This is a genomic window from Micromonospora sp. CPCC 206060 (genome assembly GCF_036906895.1).
Classification (GTDB): domain Bacteria; phylum Actinomycetota; class Actinomycetes; order Mycobacteriales; family Micromonosporaceae; genus Micromonospora.
In genome coordinates, this window is sequence record NZ_JBAKHU010000033.1 from 1 (window position 1) to 16752 (window position 16752).

The 16752-nt window shown below is 73.5% G+C and carries 13 protein-coding genes and 1 riboswitch; of the genes, 10 read left to right on the forward strand and 3 right to left on the reverse strand.

The features are described 5' to 3' along the window. The first annotated feature begins 215 nt into the window (after positions 1–215). The 3 genes from V6U90_RS20130 to V6U90_RS20140 are packed head-to-tail and all read left to right on the forward strand — an operon-like array spanning position 216 to position 2632. The gene (locus tag V6U90_RS20130; RefSeq protein ID WP_334438726.1) at positions 216–1523 is read left to right on the forward strand and encodes a S8 family peptidase; all 1308 of its coding nucleotides are present in this window, start codon (positions 216–218) and stop codon (positions 1521–1523) included. 31 nt (positions 1524–1554) lie between these two features. Further along, the gene (locus V6U90_RS20135) at positions 1555–2193 is read left to right on the forward strand and encodes an RNA polymerase sigma factor (RefSeq protein ID WP_334438729.1); all 639 of its coding nucleotides are present in this window, start codon (positions 1555–1557) and stop codon (positions 2191–2193) included. Further along, the gene (locus tag V6U90_RS20140) at positions 2168–2632 is read left to right on the forward strand and encodes a hypothetical protein (RefSeq protein WP_334438732.1); all 465 of its coding nucleotides are present in this window, start codon (positions 2168–2170) and stop codon (positions 2630–2632) included. The genes V6U90_RS20135 and V6U90_RS20140 overlap by 26 nt, the downstream gene beginning before the upstream one ends. 102 nt (positions 2633–2734) lie before the next feature. On the opposite strand, the gene V6U90_RS20145 is transcribed toward V6U90_RS20140, so the two are convergent. Beyond that, entirely contained in the window at positions 2735–3769 is a 1035-nt protein-coding gene (locus V6U90_RS20145; RefSeq protein ID WP_334438734.1) for a hypothetical protein, read from the reverse strand. A gap of 287 nt (positions 3770–4056) precedes the next feature. Further along, a riboswitch (cobalamin riboswitch) is annotated at positions 4057–4182 on the forward strand. A 101-nt stretch (positions 4183–4283) separates the two neighbouring features. Between V6U90_RS20145 and V6U90_RS20150 the strand changes: the two genes are divergently transcribed. The 7 genes from V6U90_RS20150 to V6U90_RS20180 all read left to right on the forward strand — a co-directional run bounded on the left by V6U90_RS20150 (position 4284) and on the right by V6U90_RS20180 (position 11992). After that, complete coding sequence (locus tag V6U90_RS20150; RefSeq protein WP_334438737.1) at positions 4284–5339, forward strand: peptidase; 1056 nt, start codon at positions 4284–4286, stop codon at positions 5337–5339. Between the two features lie 68 nt (positions 5340–5407). After that, the gene (locus V6U90_RS20155; protein WP_334438740.1) at positions 5408–5884 is read left to right on the forward strand and encodes a hypothetical protein; all 477 of its coding nucleotides are present in this window, start codon (positions 5408–5410) and stop codon (positions 5882–5884) included. A gap of 146 nt (positions 5885–6030) precedes the next feature. Continuing rightward, entirely contained in the window at positions 6031–7467 is a 1437-nt protein-coding gene (locus V6U90_RS20160; protein ID WP_334438742.1) for a prenyltransferase/squalene oxidase repeat-containing protein, read from the forward strand. Further along, positions 7464–8321 (forward strand): hypothetical protein, encoded by an 858-nt coding sequence (locus V6U90_RS20165; protein WP_334438744.1) that lies wholly within the window; start codon positions 7464–7466, stop codon positions 8319–8321. The genes V6U90_RS20160 and V6U90_RS20165 overlap by 4 nt, the downstream gene beginning before the upstream one ends. A gap of 1 nt (position 8322) precedes the next feature. Further along, the gene (locus V6U90_RS20170; protein WP_334438746.1) at positions 8323–9486 is read left to right on the forward strand and encodes an energy-coupling factor transporter transmembrane protein EcfT; all 1164 of its coding nucleotides are present in this window, start codon (positions 8323–8325) and stop codon (positions 9484–9486) included. Beyond that, positions 9483–11105, forward strand: coding sequence for an ABC transporter ATP-binding protein (locus V6U90_RS20175; RefSeq protein ID WP_334438749.1), 1623 nt, complete (start codon positions 9483–9485; stop codon positions 11103–11105). The genes V6U90_RS20170 and V6U90_RS20175 overlap by 4 nt, the downstream gene beginning before the upstream one ends. Then, positions 11102–11992, forward strand: a complete 891-nt coding sequence (locus V6U90_RS20180; protein ID WP_334438752.1) for an ECF transporter S component — start codon at positions 11102–11104, stop codon at positions 11990–11992. Before V6U90_RS20175 ends, V6U90_RS20180 begins: the two co-directional genes overlap by 4 nt. A 488-nt stretch (positions 11993–12480) precedes the next feature. Here V6U90_RS20180 and V6U90_RS20185 read toward each other — a convergent pair whose 3' ends face one another. Both V6U90_RS20185 and V6U90_RS20190 read right to left on the reverse strand, forming a co-directional pair. Beyond that, complete coding sequence (locus V6U90_RS20185) at positions 12481–15324, reverse strand: hypothetical protein (RefSeq protein ID WP_334438755.1); 2844 nt, start codon at positions 15322–15324, stop codon at positions 12481–12483. Positions 15325–15388: 64 nt separating this feature from the next. Next, the gene (locus V6U90_RS20190) at positions 15389–16669 is read right to left on the reverse strand and encodes an ABC transporter substrate-binding protein (RefSeq protein WP_334438758.1); all 1281 of its coding nucleotides are present in this window, start codon (positions 16667–16669) and stop codon (positions 15389–15391) included. Between the last annotated feature and the right edge of the window lie 83 nt (positions 16670–16752).

Sequence of the window (16752 nt, forward strand, 5' to 3'; positions counted from 1 at the left end):
CACCGAACTCGTCGCCGGCTGTCCCTGGCTACCCACCGGCGCAGCGACCACCTGACCAGTCACCACCGGACAATGTCGATGCCGGTCGGATAACTGACTACTAATTGACAGGCAACTATTGCTTGGAATAATTGTCGGGGCCGGTGGGTCGGAAGTGCGAAACGACCGCCCGAGGCTGCCCACCATGCTCCTCCCGACCGCCCCCTGGAGGCCCGGTGTCGCCTGCGCAGCCCGCCGTGCCCGGGCCCACCGGCCGGTTCTCCCGCCGACAGGTGCTCGCCTGGTCCGTCCTGGCCGCCGCCGTACCGATCGGTGTCGCCGCCCGACCCCGTCCGGCCGGCGCCGAGTCGGCAGACGACGCCTACGCCCGGGCCTTCTCCGAGCTGCTCGCCGCCCATCCGGCGGTACGCCGGCACACCGTCGCCGGGCGGGAGTTCCTCTACCGGCCCCGGCAACTGCTGGTCGCCCCGGCCGACACCGCGCGGGTGATCACCAAACTGCGGTCGTACGGGCACGTCGTCAGCGAGGGCAACGGCTTCGGCGGGGTCCGCCGACTCGTCTTCGCCTACGAGACCGACATTCCCGCGGTGGTGGCCAGGCTGCGGGACCCGCAGCAGTGGAACGGCCAGCCGGTCCCGCTGGTGCAGCCGCACCACGTCGTGGTCGGCTTCGGCAACATCATGGGCAACCCGGGCAGCCCGCCCCGGGTCGCCTCCGCGCTGGCGCCACCGGACCCGGCCCGCGCCGGTGAGGGCGCCGGGGTCACCGTCGGGATCTGCGACACCGGCATCTGGCGGTCGGCCGGCGGCTTCCACCCGCAGTGGCTCGGTGGCTACTACCTGCCGCAGACCGACGACGAGGACCCGCTCTACACCGGGGCGGACATCCTGGCCCTCCAGGGCGGGCACGGCACGTTCGTCGCCGGGGTGGTCCGCCAGGCGGCTCCCGGGGTCCGCTTCGACCCGGAGCAGGCGCTCGACGCCAGCGGCATCGGCGACGAGGAGACGCTGGTCGGCGCGCTGGGCCGGCTCAGCTCGGGGACGTCCATCGTCAACCTCTCCCTGGGCTACTTCACCCAGGGCGACCAGCCGCCGCTGCCCCTGGTAAACGTCGTGACCGGGCTGCCGCCCCAGATGGCCGTGGTGGCCGCTGCCGGCAACGCCGGCACCAGCCGCCCGGCCTGGCCGGCCGCCCTGGACCGGGTGGTCGCCGTGGCCGCGCTGAGCCCCGGCTCCCCGGGCCCTGTCGCCGCCCCGTACAGCAGCTACGGCAGCTGGGTGGACGCCTGCGCGATCGGCGAGCGCACCAGCACGTACGTCCCGGGCCAACTGGTCCTCTCCGGTCAGCCGACCCGGGTCTTCCACGGCTTCGCCGCCTGGGCCGGCACCTCGTTCGCCACCGCCCACGTCTCCGGACGGCTCGCCGCCCTGATGACCGCCACCGGGGTGGACGCCGACACCGCCCGGCTCGCCCTGCTCGACGGTACCGCGTGGCACCCCGACTACGGCGTCCTCGTCGGGTGAACGCCCGGACCCTGCACCGGGTGGTGCACCGATGACCGACCCCGCCGTGGGCAGCCTGGTCGCCGCCGCCGCAGCTGGCGACGAAACGGCCTGGTCCGCACTGGTCCGCCGGTACACCCCGCTGGTGCTGGCGGTGATCCGCCGGTACGGGCTGGACCACACCGACGCGCTCGACGTCAACCAGACCGTCTGGTTGCGGCTGGTGGAGCAACTGCCCCGGTTGCGGGAGTCCGACGCCCTGGCCGCCTGGCTGGCCACCACGACCCGCCGCGAATGTTACCGACTGCTCCGCGTCGGCCGGCGTACCCAGCCCTTCGACCCGTACGACGAGTCGGTCGACGGGCACGTCGGGGTGCACCTGCTGGTGGACTCCGCGGCACCGGACGAGGACCTGCTGCGGGCGGAGCGGCAGCAGGCGCTGCGGGACGCCTTCGCGCAACTGCCGCCGCGCTGCCGCGAACTGCTGGCGCTGCTCGCCGCCGACCCGCCTGCCAGTTACCGGGAGGTGGGGGAACGGATGGGCATGCCGATCGGCAGCATCGGCCCCACGCAGGCCCGCTGTCTGCACAAACTGCGCAGATGTCCGGCGCTGGTCGCGTTCGGAGGCCGGGCGGCGGATACCGGGGCGAGCGGAGGTGAACGGGATGGAGCCGTGGCCGCCGGCCGCTGACGACGCCCTGCTGGCGGAGTTGGGTGCGGCACTACGGGATTCGGGTCCGGTCGGGGAGGAGTTCCTGACCGCGGCGCTGGCCGCGTTCAGTTGGCGCACCATCGACGCGGAACTGGCGATCGCCGAACTCACCTTCGACTCGGCGTGCGACGTGGAGCCGGCCGGTGCCGTCCGCTCCGGTGGTGGATCGCGCACCCTCTCCTTCCGTACCGGACCGGTGGTCGTCGAGATCGAGGTGACCGGAACCGGCATCGTCGGCCAGCTCTCCCCGGCCCGGGGTGGCCGGGTGGTGGCGCGCAGCGCCACCGGCCGCTACGAGGAGGCTCCGGTGGATCCAGTCGGCTTCTTCACGCTCGGCGTACCGCCGGCCGGCCCGGTCCAGCTCTGCGCGCGGACCACCGGGTACGCGGTGGCGACCGCCTGGGTCAGCCTCCGCTGACCCGGCCGGCCGGCACCGGCCGACGCCCTGCGGGTACGGCGAAACGGCCGTGGAGGCCGCGGGACGAGCCCGCGACCTCCACCCCCCACCGGTCCTGTCTGGTTACTGCCGACCCACCGTGATGTCGTACTGCACACCACCGAGGTCCGCGCGCTCCTCGCCGGTCACGTCCGGACCAACCTGGATCACGTCGATGCTGGCCCTCTCGGTGGTCAGTGCCGCCGCCGTGAAGTTCAGCCCGAACTCGATCCGCTCACCGCCGTTGAGCAGCAGGTTGTCGATGCTGGCCGTGGCCGGGTCGACGATCTCGATCTGGGTCTGGTTGACCCGCCGGATGCTCTTGCCGACCGCGCCGCCGGCCAGCCAGCGTTCGGTCAGGGTCGGGCCGAGGTCCACCACGAGCCGGCCACCGGCGTTCTGGAAACCGGTACCGGTCTGCCGGAACGTCAGGCTGCTGCGGGCCGCAGTGGTCAGCGGGTTGCCGATGGCGAACGGCCGCCAGACGATCGGGCCACCCACGAAGACATAGACCGAGTCGACGTTACGCCAGGCGATGTTGTTGTTGTAGCGGACGTTGGCGCTGATGCTCGGGCCCTCGAAGGTCATCGGATCGGTGGGGGAGACCCACCGGGCCAGCAGGCAGAAGTGACCCGGGCCGGGGACGCCGGTCCACGGGATGGTGACCGTGGTGACCCCGGCGAAGACCGGCACGCTGACCGCCCCGATCTGGGTCCAGGCGCCCGGCCAGTTGGCCCCGCCACCCGGAGTGGTGCGGTAGACCCGGAGGGTGCCGTTGTCGGTACCGGTGCCGTACGGGCCGGCGTTCCGGAGCTTGACGAAGAGGTAGTTCGTCACCCCGACCCGCGGGTTCTGGCTCACCGCGCACTCGACGGCGGTCGGGCAGACCTTGATGTCCGGGCTCGCCCAGAGCGGGTTGTAGCTGTGCGGCTGGTAGCCGAGGTCGGCGCTGACGTCCTTGATGTAGACGTCGGTGCGGGCGTTGACCCCGACCTCGGACCGGTCCTGCACCGGCGCGGCGCCGGCAGAGCTGACGGAGAGCAGCGCCGCCAGTGCCGTGCCGGTGAGCAGGGCCAGTGTGGAGCGGCGGGCGCGTCGCCCGGTGATACTCCGGAACACGTTTCCTCCCGTTGCTGGGGACTGCCGGCCCGGCTGTGGCGGGTGGGTCGGCGGGTGGATATCCCTACAGAGCGCGGGGTAGCGCGGGAAATACCGGCCGGTGCCTCGGGTGGTTGTCAGATGACGCCAGAAGGAATCAATCACCGTCAATTGCATTCGGGGGTTGGTCGGGTGCCCGGTCAGATCCAGCCCCGCCGGACCGCCCGTACGCCGGACGAGAGTCGCCGATGCCACACCCACCGTGCGTTGACAGCACGTGGACGCTACGGCAAGACTGGCCGGCACAACCGAATAGACGCGTGTGCGTGTGGGGGAAGTCCGGTCGAAGCCCGGCGCTGGCCCGCAACGGTAGGTCGTCGAGATGTCCGCATCCGACGACAAGCCCGAATACCCGCCGTACGCGTGACCCGCTCCCTCACCCGTCGTGGCCCACGGGTCGGAGTCCCGGCCGACCCGTGCGTACCTGCGCGGCCGGCCCGGTTCTGACGACCACCGGGCCGGAAAGGCGCTCCTGATGGTTGTCCGCCTGAGCCGGCACCGCCTGCTCACCCTGTTCTGCGGCGTCCTCGCCGCACTCACCCTGACCGGCCCCGCGGTGGCCGCCCCGGTCAACACCCCCAGCTCCACCACCGCCGACCGTCCGGCGGCCGCCGCCGGCTGGCTGGCCCGCCAACTCGTCGACGGGGAACGCTTCGAGGCCGTCTTCGACGGCGTCGCCTACCCGGATCAGGGGCTCACCCTGGACGCGGTCCTCGCGTTCGCCGCCGCCGGGGTGGCCGACGACTCCGGCGCCCGTGCCCTGGCCTGGGTCTCCCGGCCGGACGTCCGGGACGGCTACCTCGGTGACGGGGTGACCGAGGCGTACGCGGGCGCGACCGCGAAACTCGCCCTCGCCGTCCAGGTACGTGGCGCGGACCCGACAGCGGTCGGCGGCGTCGACCTGATCGCCCGGCTGCGCGGGCTCCAGGCCCCGTCCGGCCGGTTCACCGACCGCTCCGCGTGGGGCGACTACAGCAACACCTTCAGCCAGTCCTTCGCGCTGCTCACGCTGGCCCGTACCACGTCGGGCGTACCGGCGGACGCGGCCGGTTACCTGGCCGGCATCCGGTGCGCCGACGGTGGCTTCCCGGTGGTCCCCGAGCAGCCGGTCTGTGCCTCCGACGTGGACGCCACCGCGCTGGCGGTGCAGGCGCTGCGGGCCGCCGGCCGGTCGACCGAGGCCACCGCCGGACTGCGCTGGCTGGTCTCGGTGCAGGGCACCGACGGCGGGTTCCGCAACTCCGGCGGCGTGGCCAACGCCAACAGCACCGGGCTGGCGGCCCAGGCGCTCGCCGCAGGGGGCCGGACGCTGGCCTGGGCGCGGGCCCGGGGATTCCTGGCCGGACTCCAGGTCTGCTGCACCGGGGCGCCGGCTGACCGGGGCGCGGTCGACTACGACGGTGGCACCTTCGACCCGGCCACCGCCACCCGGGCCACCGCCCAGGCCGTCCTCGGTCTGGCCGGGGTCGGGTACGCGCAGCTGACCGCCGCCGGTGCTGCGTCGGGCGAACCCGAGCTGGTCTGCCCGTGACGGCCCGGGAAGCACAACCGACCCGCCAGCCGGCCGCAGCCCCCGTACCCCGGTCCCGAGGAGCCCTGATGTCCATCTCCGTCATCCGGCGGCTGGCCGCCCTGCTCGCCGCAGTCGTCGTCGCCGCCGGCCTGGTGGTCGTCGAACCGGCCCCGCCCGCCGCGCGGGCCGCCGCCTGCACCGGCACGTCCGGGGTCACCGTCGTGGTCGACTTCACCGCCCTCGGGGCCGGGGTGCAGGTCGCCTGCGCCCCGGGCGACCCGGCCACCGGGCTCGCCGCCCTGACCGGCGCCGGGTTCACCGTCACCGGTACCGCACGGTGGGGTCTGGCCTTCGTCTGCCGGATCAACGGGCTGCCCACCGCCGCCACCGAGGCGTGCATCAACACCCCGCCGGCCAGCGCCTACTGGTCCTACTGGCACGCGCCGGCCGGCGGCGCCTGGTCGTACAGCTCGGCGAGCGCCGGCAGCTACAACCCGGCACCCGGCACGGTGGAGGGCTGGGCGTTCGGCGCCGGCAGCCCGCCCAGCGTCCCAGCACCCTGACCAGGGCGTCCCGGTGGGTGGGGCCGACCCGCTCCGCCCACCGGGACGCGTCTGCCCGGCGTACCCGCCGGACCACACACCTGGAGCGCAAACACCCCGGGTGTGTGGTCCGGCGGTTCCTCGAACTCCTGCGAAAGGCACCCTCCATGCCCGACATCCGGCGGACCCGCCTCGCCGTCCGGGTCACGGTCGCGTCCGCGCTCACCGCGTTCGCCGTCACCGCACCCGGGACACCGTCCACCGCCGTCCCGGCCCCGGGCGACGCCACCCGGGCCGCGGCGACCTGGCTCGCCGCCGAGTTCGCCGACGGTGCGCTGCCCGGCCCGTTCGGCGGGCAGGACTGGGGACTGACCATCGACGGCCTGCTCGCGCTGACCGCCGCCGACGTGGCCGGGCAGACCCGGCAGGCCGCCGCCGCGCAGCTGGCCGCGCACGTGACCTCCTACACCACCTACGACGACTACGGCATCCCCGGCTTCACCGACGGTGGGGCGACCGCGAAGCTGCTCTTCGCCGCCGCCGCCGTGGCCGGTGCCGACCCCACCGACTTCGGCGGCCACGACCTGCACGCCAGGACGCTGGACCTGATCGCCGGGGCCGGTGACCAGGCCGGTCGGATCCTCAGCCGGACCACACCGGACACCGGCCCGGACGCCAGCAACACCTTCGACCAGTCGTTCGCCGTCCTCGGGCTGGCCCGTACCGGCCAGGTGCCGCAGACCGCGGTGGACTTCCTCATCCGGCAGCAGTGCGCGGTCGGCGGGTTCCGGCTCTATCCGGATGTGGCCGGAGCGCCCTCGCCGTCCTGCGACGCGCAGACCGACGCCCCGCTCGACGTCGACACCACCGCGATGGCGGTGCAGGCCCTGCTCGCCGCCGCCGATGACGGGTCCGTCGGGGCGGCCGACGCCGCCCGCCGGGGCGCCGACTGGCTGGCCGCCCAGCAGCACGCCGACGGCTCGTTCGGCGGCTCCGGGCCGACCAGCGGCGCCAACGCCAACAGCACCGGCCTGGCCGGCCAGGCGCTCGGCGCCGCCGGCCGTCGGACCCCGGCCGACCGGGCCGGCGGGGCCCTGGTGGCCCTCCAGTTGACCACCGCCGGTGGCGGTGCGGCCAGCGCCGACGCCGGTGCCGTCGCCTACTCCACCGAGGCGCTGACCGCCGCGCTCACCGACGGGATCAGCGACACCGGGCGCGACCAGTGGCGCCGGGCCACCAGCCAGGCTCTGCTCGGGCTGGCCGGAACACCACTGGGCCGGATCGGTCTCGACCCGCCGTCGTCCCCGGAACCCACCGGATCGCCCACCGGGTCGCCGTCGCCGTCCGGGTCGCCGTCCATCCCGCCGACGCCGTCACCCACTCCGTCGGCCACCGGATCGCCGTCCACCACCGCCGGACCCGGTACGCCCACCCCGTCGGCCGGCCCGACCGGTACGCCCACCCCGTCGGCCGGCCCGACGGCGGGCGGCTCCGGCCGGCTGCCCACCACCGGAGCGGCGATCACCGGGTACGCCCTGGTCGCTCTACTGCTGATCGGCGGCGGCGCGGTGCTGCTGGTGCTCAGCCGACGGCGGACCGGATGATCCGCCTTTCCCGGTCGCTGCTGGTGCTGGCGGTGCTGGGCGGTACCGTGCCGGCCCTACCCGTCCCGGCGTACGCCGCAACCGGGTCCGCCGGCTACTGCCCGGACGCCTCCGGGGTCACCGTCGTGGTCGACTTCACCACACTCGGCGGTGGGACCGTGATCCGGTGTGCCGCCGGTGACCAGTCCAGCGGCCTGGCGGCACTGCGGAACGCCGGCTTCTCCGTCACCGGGACCCTCCGCTGGGGGGAGAGCTTCGTCTGCCGCATCAACGGCCGGCCCGGCCCCGACAACGAGAAGTGCGTGGACACCCCGCCAGCCAGCGCCTACTGGTCCTACTGGCACGCCCCGAACGGCGGTAGCTGGACGTACAGCAGCCAGGGCGTGCTCAACCGCCGGCCACCGGCCGGCAGCTTCGAGGGCTGGGCGTTCTCCGCCAACCGCAGCACCGGTGACGCACCGCGCCCCGGGGTGGCGCCGAGACGGCCCGCCCCACCGCCCACCACCGCGCCGCCACCCGCCCGCCCGTCGGAGGCACCACGACCGACCCGCCCACCGCAGGCCCCGCCGGCCGTGCCGTCGCCGGACGGCGGGACCGGCCGGTCGCCGACCGGATCCGGCCCGCTCCCGTCAGCGGCCGGTACGTCCGCACCGGTGGTCACCCCGTCCGACGCCACCGGACCGGCGGCGCCGGTCACCCCGGTCGAGGAGCCGGTCCTGACCGACGTCGCCGCGCCGACCGCTGACGACGGACCCCCGACCGGTACCTGGATCGGGATCCTGCTGCTGGCCGGGCTGGTGGCCGGTGGGGCGCTGGTGGCGCGGCGCCGCCGGCGGGTCGACGCGGAACGCTGAGGTGGCCACCCCCATCCTCGCCCGGATACCCGGCGTGGCCCGGGCCTGGCTGCCCCGCGCGCTGCATCCGGGTGCCTGGTGGTGGTGGGCGCTGGGCCTGGCCACCGCCGCCAGCCGGACGGGCAATCCGCTGCTGATGGCCCTGCTGGTCGCCGCCGCCGCCCTGGTGGTGACCCGCCGCCGGGGGGACGCGCCGTGGGCCCTGGCGTTCCGGATGTACCTGCTGCTCGGCGCGGTGGTGGTGGCCACCCGGGTGGTGTTCCGGGTGGTCCTCGGCGGCGGTCAGGGCGAACACGTCCTGCTGCGCCTGCCGGAGATCCCGCTGCCGGCCTGGGCGGCGGGGATCCGCCTGTTCGGCCCGGTCGCCGTCGAGCAGGTGCTCGGCGGGCTCTACGACGGACTGCGGCTGGCCACCATGCTGGTCTGCCTCGGCGCCGCCAACGCCCTGGCCAACCCGAAGCGGCTGCTCAGGGCCGTACCCGGGGCGCTGTACGCGGTGGGTACCGCCGTGGTGGTGGCGCTCTCCGTCGCGCCGCAGCTGGTGGAGAGCGTGCACCGGGTCCGGCGGGCCCGGCGGCTACGCGGTGCGGGCGGACGCGGTATGCGGCTGCTGCGCGGGGTGGCCCTGCCGGTGCTCGCCGACGCCCTCGACCGGTCCCTCGCCCTCGCCGCAGCGATGGACTCGCGGGGTTACGGCCGGACCGCCGCCGTGCCGGCCGGACAGCGCGCGCTCACCGGTGGGCTGGTCCTCACCGGCCTGGTCGGGGTCTGCGCCGGCACGTACGGGCTGCTCGACGCCACCAGCCCCGGCTACCTCGGGCTGCCGATGCTGGTCACCGGGCTGGTCGCAGCCGTGGTCGGCATGCTGGTCGCCGGGCGTCGGGTCCGCCGCAGCCGGTACCGCCCGGACCGGTGGCGGCTGCCGGAACTGCTGGTGGCGGCGTGCGGGGTGCTGACCGCCGGGCTGACAGTCCTCGCCGTCGCCGTGGACCCGGCCCTGCTCCACCCGCCGGTCAGCCCACCCACCTGGCCCCGGCTGACCCCGCTGGCCGTCGCGGCGGTCGCCGTCGCCGTGGCACCGGCCTGGTTGACGCCACCACCACCGTCGCCGTCGCCGCCGGGGGCGCCACCCCGCCCACCCGTCCCCACCGGAGGTCCACCGTGATCGAGTTCAACCGGGTGAGCGTCCGGTACGCCGGGAGCACCGAACCGATGCTGCGCGACGTCACCCTCCGGATCGACGAGGGAGAGCTCTGCCTGGTGGTCGGGCGGACCGGGGCGGGAAAGTCCACTCTGCTGCGGGCGGTCAACGGGCTGGTACCGCACTTCACCGGGGGCACCCTGTCCGGCACGGTGACCGTCGCCGGCCGGGACACCCGGCACCACCCGCCGCGCGAGCTGGCAGACGTGGTCGGCGTGGTCGGGCAGGACCCGCTGGCCGGGTTCGCCACCGACACCGTGGAGGAGGAACTGGCGTACGGCATGGAGCAGCTCGCCCTGCCGGCCCCGGTGATGCGTAAACGGGTCGAGGAGACCCTCGACCTGCTCGGCATCGCCGAACTCCGGCACCGGCCACTGCGGACCCTCTCCGGCGGCCAGCAGCAGCGGGTCGCCATCGGCGCGGTCCTCACCTGCCAGCCCCGGGTGCTGGTGCTCGACGAACCGACCTCCGCACTCGACCCGACCGCCGCCGAGGACGTGCTGTCCGTGGTCACCCGGCTGGTGCACGACCTCGGGGTGACCGTGCTGGTCGCCGAGCACCGGATGGAGCGGGTCGTGCAGTACGCCGACCGGCTGATCCGGCTGGCCGGTGACGGCCGGATCGTCGACGGTACCCCGGCGGACGTGCTGGCCGGCATCGACATCGCCCCACCCCTGGTCGAGCTGGGTCGCCTTGCTGGTTGGTCCCCGCTGCCGTTGTCGGTACGCGACGCCCGCCGGCACGCCGGTGACCTGCGTGACCGCCTCGTCGGCGTACCGTCCCCGGTCCCGCCTCCGGCGCCGGTCGGACCGCCGGTGCTCACCGCGCGGGACGTCGTCGTCCGCTATCCGGGCACCGTCGCGGTCGCCGGGGTGGACCTCGACCTGCACCCCGGGGAGATCGTCGCGGTGATGGGCCGGAACGGCTCCGGCAAGTCCTCACTGCTCTGGGCGGTGCAGGGCAGCGGCCCCCGGCAGGGCGGGACGGTGACCGTGGCCGGCCCGGACGGTACCGTCGATCCGGGTTCCCTGCCACCGAAACGGGCCCGCCGGCTGGTCGGCCTGGTCCCGCAGACCCCGGGTGACCTGCTCTACCTGGAGACCGTGGCCGCCGAGTGCGCCCAGGCCGACCAGGAGTCCGGCGTCGCCCCCGGGACCTGCCGGCAACTGCTCGACGACCTCACCGGCGGACTTCCGGTCGACCGGCACCCCCGCGACCTGTCCGAGGGGCAACGGCTCGCCCTCGCGCTCGCCGTGCAGCTCGTCGCCACCCCGCCGGTGATCCTGCTCGACGAACCGACCCGTGGCCTGGACTACCACGCCAAGGAACAGTTCGCCGCCGTGGTGCGCGGGCTGGCCGCCGCCGGCCGGTGCGTGGTCCTGGCGACCCACGATGTCGAACTGGTCGCCACCGTCGCGCACCGGGTCGTCGTGCTGGCCGAGGGGGAGATCGTCGCGACCGGCCCGACCGCCGAGGTCATGCTCGCCTCACCGGCGTTTGCCCCGCAGGTGGCCAAGGTGCTCGCGCCACAGCCGTGGCTCACCGTCGAGCAGGTCCGCCGGGCGCTGGCGGTGACCGGGTGAGCGCGGTCCGGGTGGCGCCCCGTACCGCCCTGGTGCTGATCCTGGCGTCGCTGGCCGCCGTCGCGGCCTTCGCCTGGCCGCTGTTCGCCCCGGTCCGGCCGGAGGGTACGGCCCGCACCGGCGAGGCGCCGCTGATCTTCCTGGTGATGCTCCCGGTGCTGGTCGCCCTGGTACTGGCCGAGCTGACCTCCGGCGGCATCGACAGCAAGGCCCTGGCCATGCTCGGTGTCCTCGCGGCGGTCAACGCGGCGCTGCGTCCGCTGGGTGCCGGTACCGCCGGGATCGAGACCGTCTTCTTCCTGCTCGTCCTCGCCGGCCGGGTCTTCGGGCCGGGCTTCGGTTTCCTGCTCGGTTCGATATCGCTGTTCGCGTCCGCGTTGCTCACCGCCGGTGTCGGCCCCTGGCTGCCGTTCCAGATGCTCGCCGCGTCCTGGATCGGGCTCGGCGCCGGGCTGCTGCCGCGCCGGCTCCGGGGCCGGGCCGAGATTGCCGCGCTGGCCGGCTACGGCATGCTCGCCGCCTACGGCTACGGCCTGCTGATGAACCTGTGGTTCTGGCCGTTCAGCACCGGCGCGGACACCCAGCTCTCCTACCTGCCGGGCGCCCCGGTGTGGGAGAACCTGCACCGGTTCGCCGTCTTCACCGCCGTCACCTCCACCTTCGGCTGGGACACCGGCCGGGCGCTCACCACCGCCGTGGCGATCACCGTCGTCGGCCCCGCGGTGCTGGTCGCGCTGCGCCGGGCCGCCCGGCGGGCGGCCTTCGACGCGCCGGTGACCTTCGACGCAGACGGGGTGGGTGGGGTGGACGCCGTCAGGGGACCAGATGCGGACGGTCCGCGGCCAGCCCGAGGAGGTACAGGTTCCCCGCGCTCAACCGGTAGGTGACGGTCCGGTATCACCCGTTGGTCGACAGCCGCAGCAGACCTCTGACTCGCCGCCTGTCGAGCTGCACCGTCTGCGCCAGCACACGAGGGCCGACTGTCCCGCCGAACTGACACCGGACACCCGCTTCTGTCCTGATCGGCCTCGACCACGCTCGATGATCCACTCGATCTCCTGGTAGTCGCGGTGTCAGCCCCGATCCGATAGCCCGATTTCCTGAAAACGGGGGTGGATCGAGGGGTGTCCCTATCGGTGTCGTCAAGCGACGGCGGGTGCTTGGTGTGTGGGTCGGGGTTGGTCGGGGATCTTGTCGCGGAGCATGGCTCCTCCGCGCGTCGTCGGCCTGCGGATCAGGTTAGAGCGTCCGGCAACAGGACGGACCACGCTGCTGGTCGGACCCGGTCCGGTGACCGTCGCGCGGTCACCGGGCCGGGTCCACAGTGGTCGACGCGTCCCGGTGGGCGGCCCGCCCACCGGGACGACAGCGTCGGTCAGTCGGCGGTCGGGTCGTCCTGGTAGACCATGTTGGTGCCGTCGTTTCCGTTGACGACGTCGATGCCGGGGCCGCCGAAGAGCCGGTCGTCACCGTCGTTGCCGTTGACGACGTCGTTCCCGGCGCCGCCGCAGATCACGTCGTCGCCGTCGAGGCCGAGCAGGACGTCGTTCCCGCCGAGCCCGGTGATGACGTCGGCGCCGGCGGTACCGCGCAGCACGTCGTCGCCGTCCGTACCGACCACGGTGGCCACCCGGCCGTCGCAGCCGTGCACCACGGTGAAGCTGACCTCCCGGGTGAAATCGCCGTATCCGTACCGGACCCCGACCCGGTCACCCGGGCTGGTGCCCAGCGCACCGAGGTCCAGCACCCCGGTCAGGACGTCGGTGTTCTCCACCGCCTGGCGCACCGGCACGGTGCCCCGGTCGGCGCCGTTGACCACCAGCCGCAGCTCCGCGCTGTCCAGCGCGGCCGGGTCCAGGTTGAGCGGCGCCTCCAGCGTCAGCGACACCGTCGTCCCGGCCGGTACCCGGGTGGCCGGCTGCCCGTGCAGGTCCCGGACCCGCAGCGTGGTGTTGGCCACCGCCAGCCAGGCCAACGACTCGTTCCAGGCGGTGTTGAAGGTGACCCACCCCTCGGTCCACCCGACGTTGCCGAGCTGCGGGTTGTAGGGGTAGTGGTCGTTCTTCGGGCCGCCGTCGAGCACGCCACGGGCGCCCTGGAGTTTGCCGTTGCCGCCCTGGTACTCGGAGAACCAGCCCAGCTCGACCCCCTCGAACCCCCACTGCGCGGTCGCCGCCCGGTACGTGGCGTGCCGGCCGGTCGGGTTGCGGCCGAAGATGTTGTCCACGTGCGCGGTGGCGATCTGCCGCAGCCGGTCACTGGTCGGCCCGTTGCCGAGCAGCGTCGCGGCGGCCAGCGCCGGTGCGGCGAAGCCGGCCACGTTACCGGTCTCGTTGGGGTCCGCCGCCCCACCGCCGGTGAACGACGGGATCGTCCACCGGGTATCGGAGTACCGGCGGAAGTCCCACATGTTGTCCGAGCGGCCGATGGCGACCTCGGCCCACTCCTGCACGAACGGCCGGATACCGGCCGGCGCCTGGTCCGGGTACGCCAGGGCGAACCGGACCAGTCCGGTGACCAGGTGATACTCGCCCTGCCGCTGGCCCTTGGTGGTCTGCGGTGCAACCAGGTCGAGGTTGGCCACCAGCCAGGCGGCCTGGTCCCGGGCGGTGGCCAGGTAGCGGTCGGCGTCGGCGCGTCCCTCCCGCTTTGCCACCTCGTGCATCATCAGGTTCGGCCAGACCGAGTGACCGGGCGGGAACTCGCCCTTGCCGGTGCCGACCTGGGTGTAGACCTGGAACAGGTTCGCCGTGTGCGGGGTGTACTCGTGCCAGGCGAAGCGGTCCTTGGCGTCCTGTCCCCACAGCGGGAAGAGGTGGTCACGGACCCGCTCGTAGACCGACCGGGGAATGTGGTCGGACAGGTGCGGGTAGGCGTACAGGAAGGCGGCCAGTTGCTCCTTGAGGAAGGTGTGGTTCACCTGGCCGTCGAGGTAGATCTCCACCGCCCAGTGGATCAGCCGGACGATCTCCGGGGTGTCCGCCGGCAGGGTCACCGGCAGGCCCTCGTAGACGGCGGTCGGATCCTTGATCCGGTCGAACGCGGCCGGGTTGGACAGGTAGAGGTCGACCAGGCTGGACAGTTCGAAGGAGAACTGGTGTGAGTCCCGCCAGCCGACGCCGGCCCGGCAGTCCGGGTGCGACCCGCCGTGCGCCCGCTGGCTGAACCGGCCGTAGTAGCAGCGCACGTCGGTCATGAAGTTGATGGCGCGTTCGTACGACACCCGCTCGGTCCAGCTCGCGCCGATGCCGAACGGCACCGAGTCACCGGTACCGGCCGCCCCGGTGACCCGGATGCTGAACGGGCCGGTGTCGGTTGGTTTGAAGCCGGTGAAGTCGCCCGCCTGGCCGGTGACCGTACCGGTGAAGCGGGTCGCGCCGGACGCGTCGGTGATGACGAACGGGTCACCGTCGGCGGCCCGGGGTGCGGTGAACCGCTTCGGCCGGTCGACGTCGTAGCCGCTCTGGTTGACCAGTACCGGCTGGTCCACGTCGGGTGCCCCGGGCGGGGTCCACTGGCAGCCGCTCGGCTGGGTCGGATGGGTGGCCGGCACCTGGTCGAGTTCGTACGCGACGACCGAGGCGAACGACGCCTTGGCGTGGTAGACGCCGAGCGCGAGCGTGCCACCGGCGGCAGGTGCCGCCACGGCGGCCACCCGCTGGCCGTCGACCTCCACCACCGAGATGCTGTTGGCCCGCCGGATGACCAGTTCGTGCCACTCACCGGTCTTGACCGGTGCCGGCCCCTTGCAGACCGAGCCGGCGCCGTTCGGGCGGGAGATCTGGATGCTGCCGGGGCCGAGGATCTGCGCGGCCAGGTTCTGCTGGTTGGCCACCAGCGGGTCACCCTGGAAGTCGGTCAGCAGGTTGACGCTCGGGCTGGTCGAGGCGCTCTCGAAGCGTACCCGGGTGTGGAGTTCGTACCGGTCCGGCAGGTTGACCGCCGTGGCCGGCACGATGTACCGGCCGGATGTCTGGGTGCGGGTGTCGATGGTCAGGTAGTCGATCTCGGCGCTGCCCGGCTGCCACTCGGTGAGCGTGCCGGTGATTGCCCGCCAGTTGGTCGTGCCCGCGCTGAAGTCGTCGGCGAAGAGCTGTCGTCCCGGTACCGGCTGCTCGTTGGCCGCCGCGCCGGGCGGACCCAGGCTCGGCACCACGACACCCAGCAGCGCCGCGCCCAGCACACCGGCCGCGAGTCGCCGCAGGTTCGGTCCTCTCATCGTTTTCCTTCGGGGGTCTGGGGGTCAGGGAGTGGGGGGTCAGGGGAGTGGGGGAAGTGGGGAGCTACTTCTTGATCAGTGCCTGCATCGCGGTGGCGGCCCCGTCCAGCGCCGGCTTGGCCTTCTCCCGACCGGCCAGCACCGCCCCGATCGCATCGGTGAGCACCTTCTCCACCTGGGCGAAGTTCGGCAGTACCCAGAACGGGTCGGCGGAGGCGGTTTTGGTCACCTTCTCGGCGAAGTCCATCTGGTACGTGTCCGAGGTGAACCACGGCGACTGAAGCGCCTTCGTGGCCGCCGGTGGCAGGCTGGTCCCCTCGAAGAACGTCTTCAGGCTGTCCGGGTCGGCGGTGAGGTACTCGGCGAGCTGCCGTCCGGTCTCCGCGCCCTTGCCCTTGAACACCGCGACGCAGTGGCCGTGCGACATCGCCTGCGGCTTGTCCCCGGCGGTCAGCACCGGCCGGGAGACCGGGCGGGTGACCGCCGCGACCTCCTTGCCCTTCGGTGCCGCCAGCAGGAACTGCCGGGCCAGGGTGGCGTCGTCGTAGAGGGCGGCGTCGCCCCGGCCGAAGATGACCCGCGACTCGGTACGCGAGATGTCGCGCAGAATGAGGCCCTTGTCCAACAGGCCCTTGTACCACTCCAGGGCCCGGACCCCGCCCTCGTCGTTGACCTGTACCCGGCCGTCGGCGTACACCGCCGAGCCGAAGGTCCACATCCACGGGATGAGGTCCTTCAGCGCGGGGTCCTTGGTCGACCCGAGGTACGGCGCCTTGCCGGTGGCCTTCTTCAGTTCGGTGAGCAGCCCTTCGAACTCGGTGACCGTGGCCGGTACGTCCTTGGCGCCGATCCGGTCCAGCCAGGTCTGGTTGACGAACAGCCCGATCGCCCCGGAGTAGTGCGGCAGCGCGACCTGCTTGCCGTCCACCTGGCCGATCAGCAGCGTGGCCGGGGTGTAGTCGTTCTTCTTCGCCAGGTCGCCGAGGTCCTCCAGCACGCCGAGCGAGGCGAACGTGGTGAGCTGGTCGATCGGCATCTGGAGGGCGCCGAAGGTCTGCCCGTTACGCGCCGCGAGCAGCATCGGCTCCAGGAAGCCGGTCCACGGGTAGACCACCGGGGCGATCTTCACGTCCGGCCGCTTCGACTGGTACGCGGCGAGCAGCTTCTCCCAGGCCGGCTTGTTGGCCTCCTCCGACATCGACCAGTTGTAGAAGTTGATCTCTTTGGCGGCCTTGTCGCCGGCCACCGGGGCGGCGCCCTCGGAGGCGCAGGCGGTCAGGGCGGCGACACCGGCGCTGGCGCCGAACGCGCGCAGCAGGGTACGACGGCTGATGGTGGCGCTCATCGGTTTCTCCTGAACGGGGGAAGGGATGCGGGTTGTGGGGGAGTGGCGGTGGCCGGGATGCGGTGCGCCGCCCGGTCGGCGGG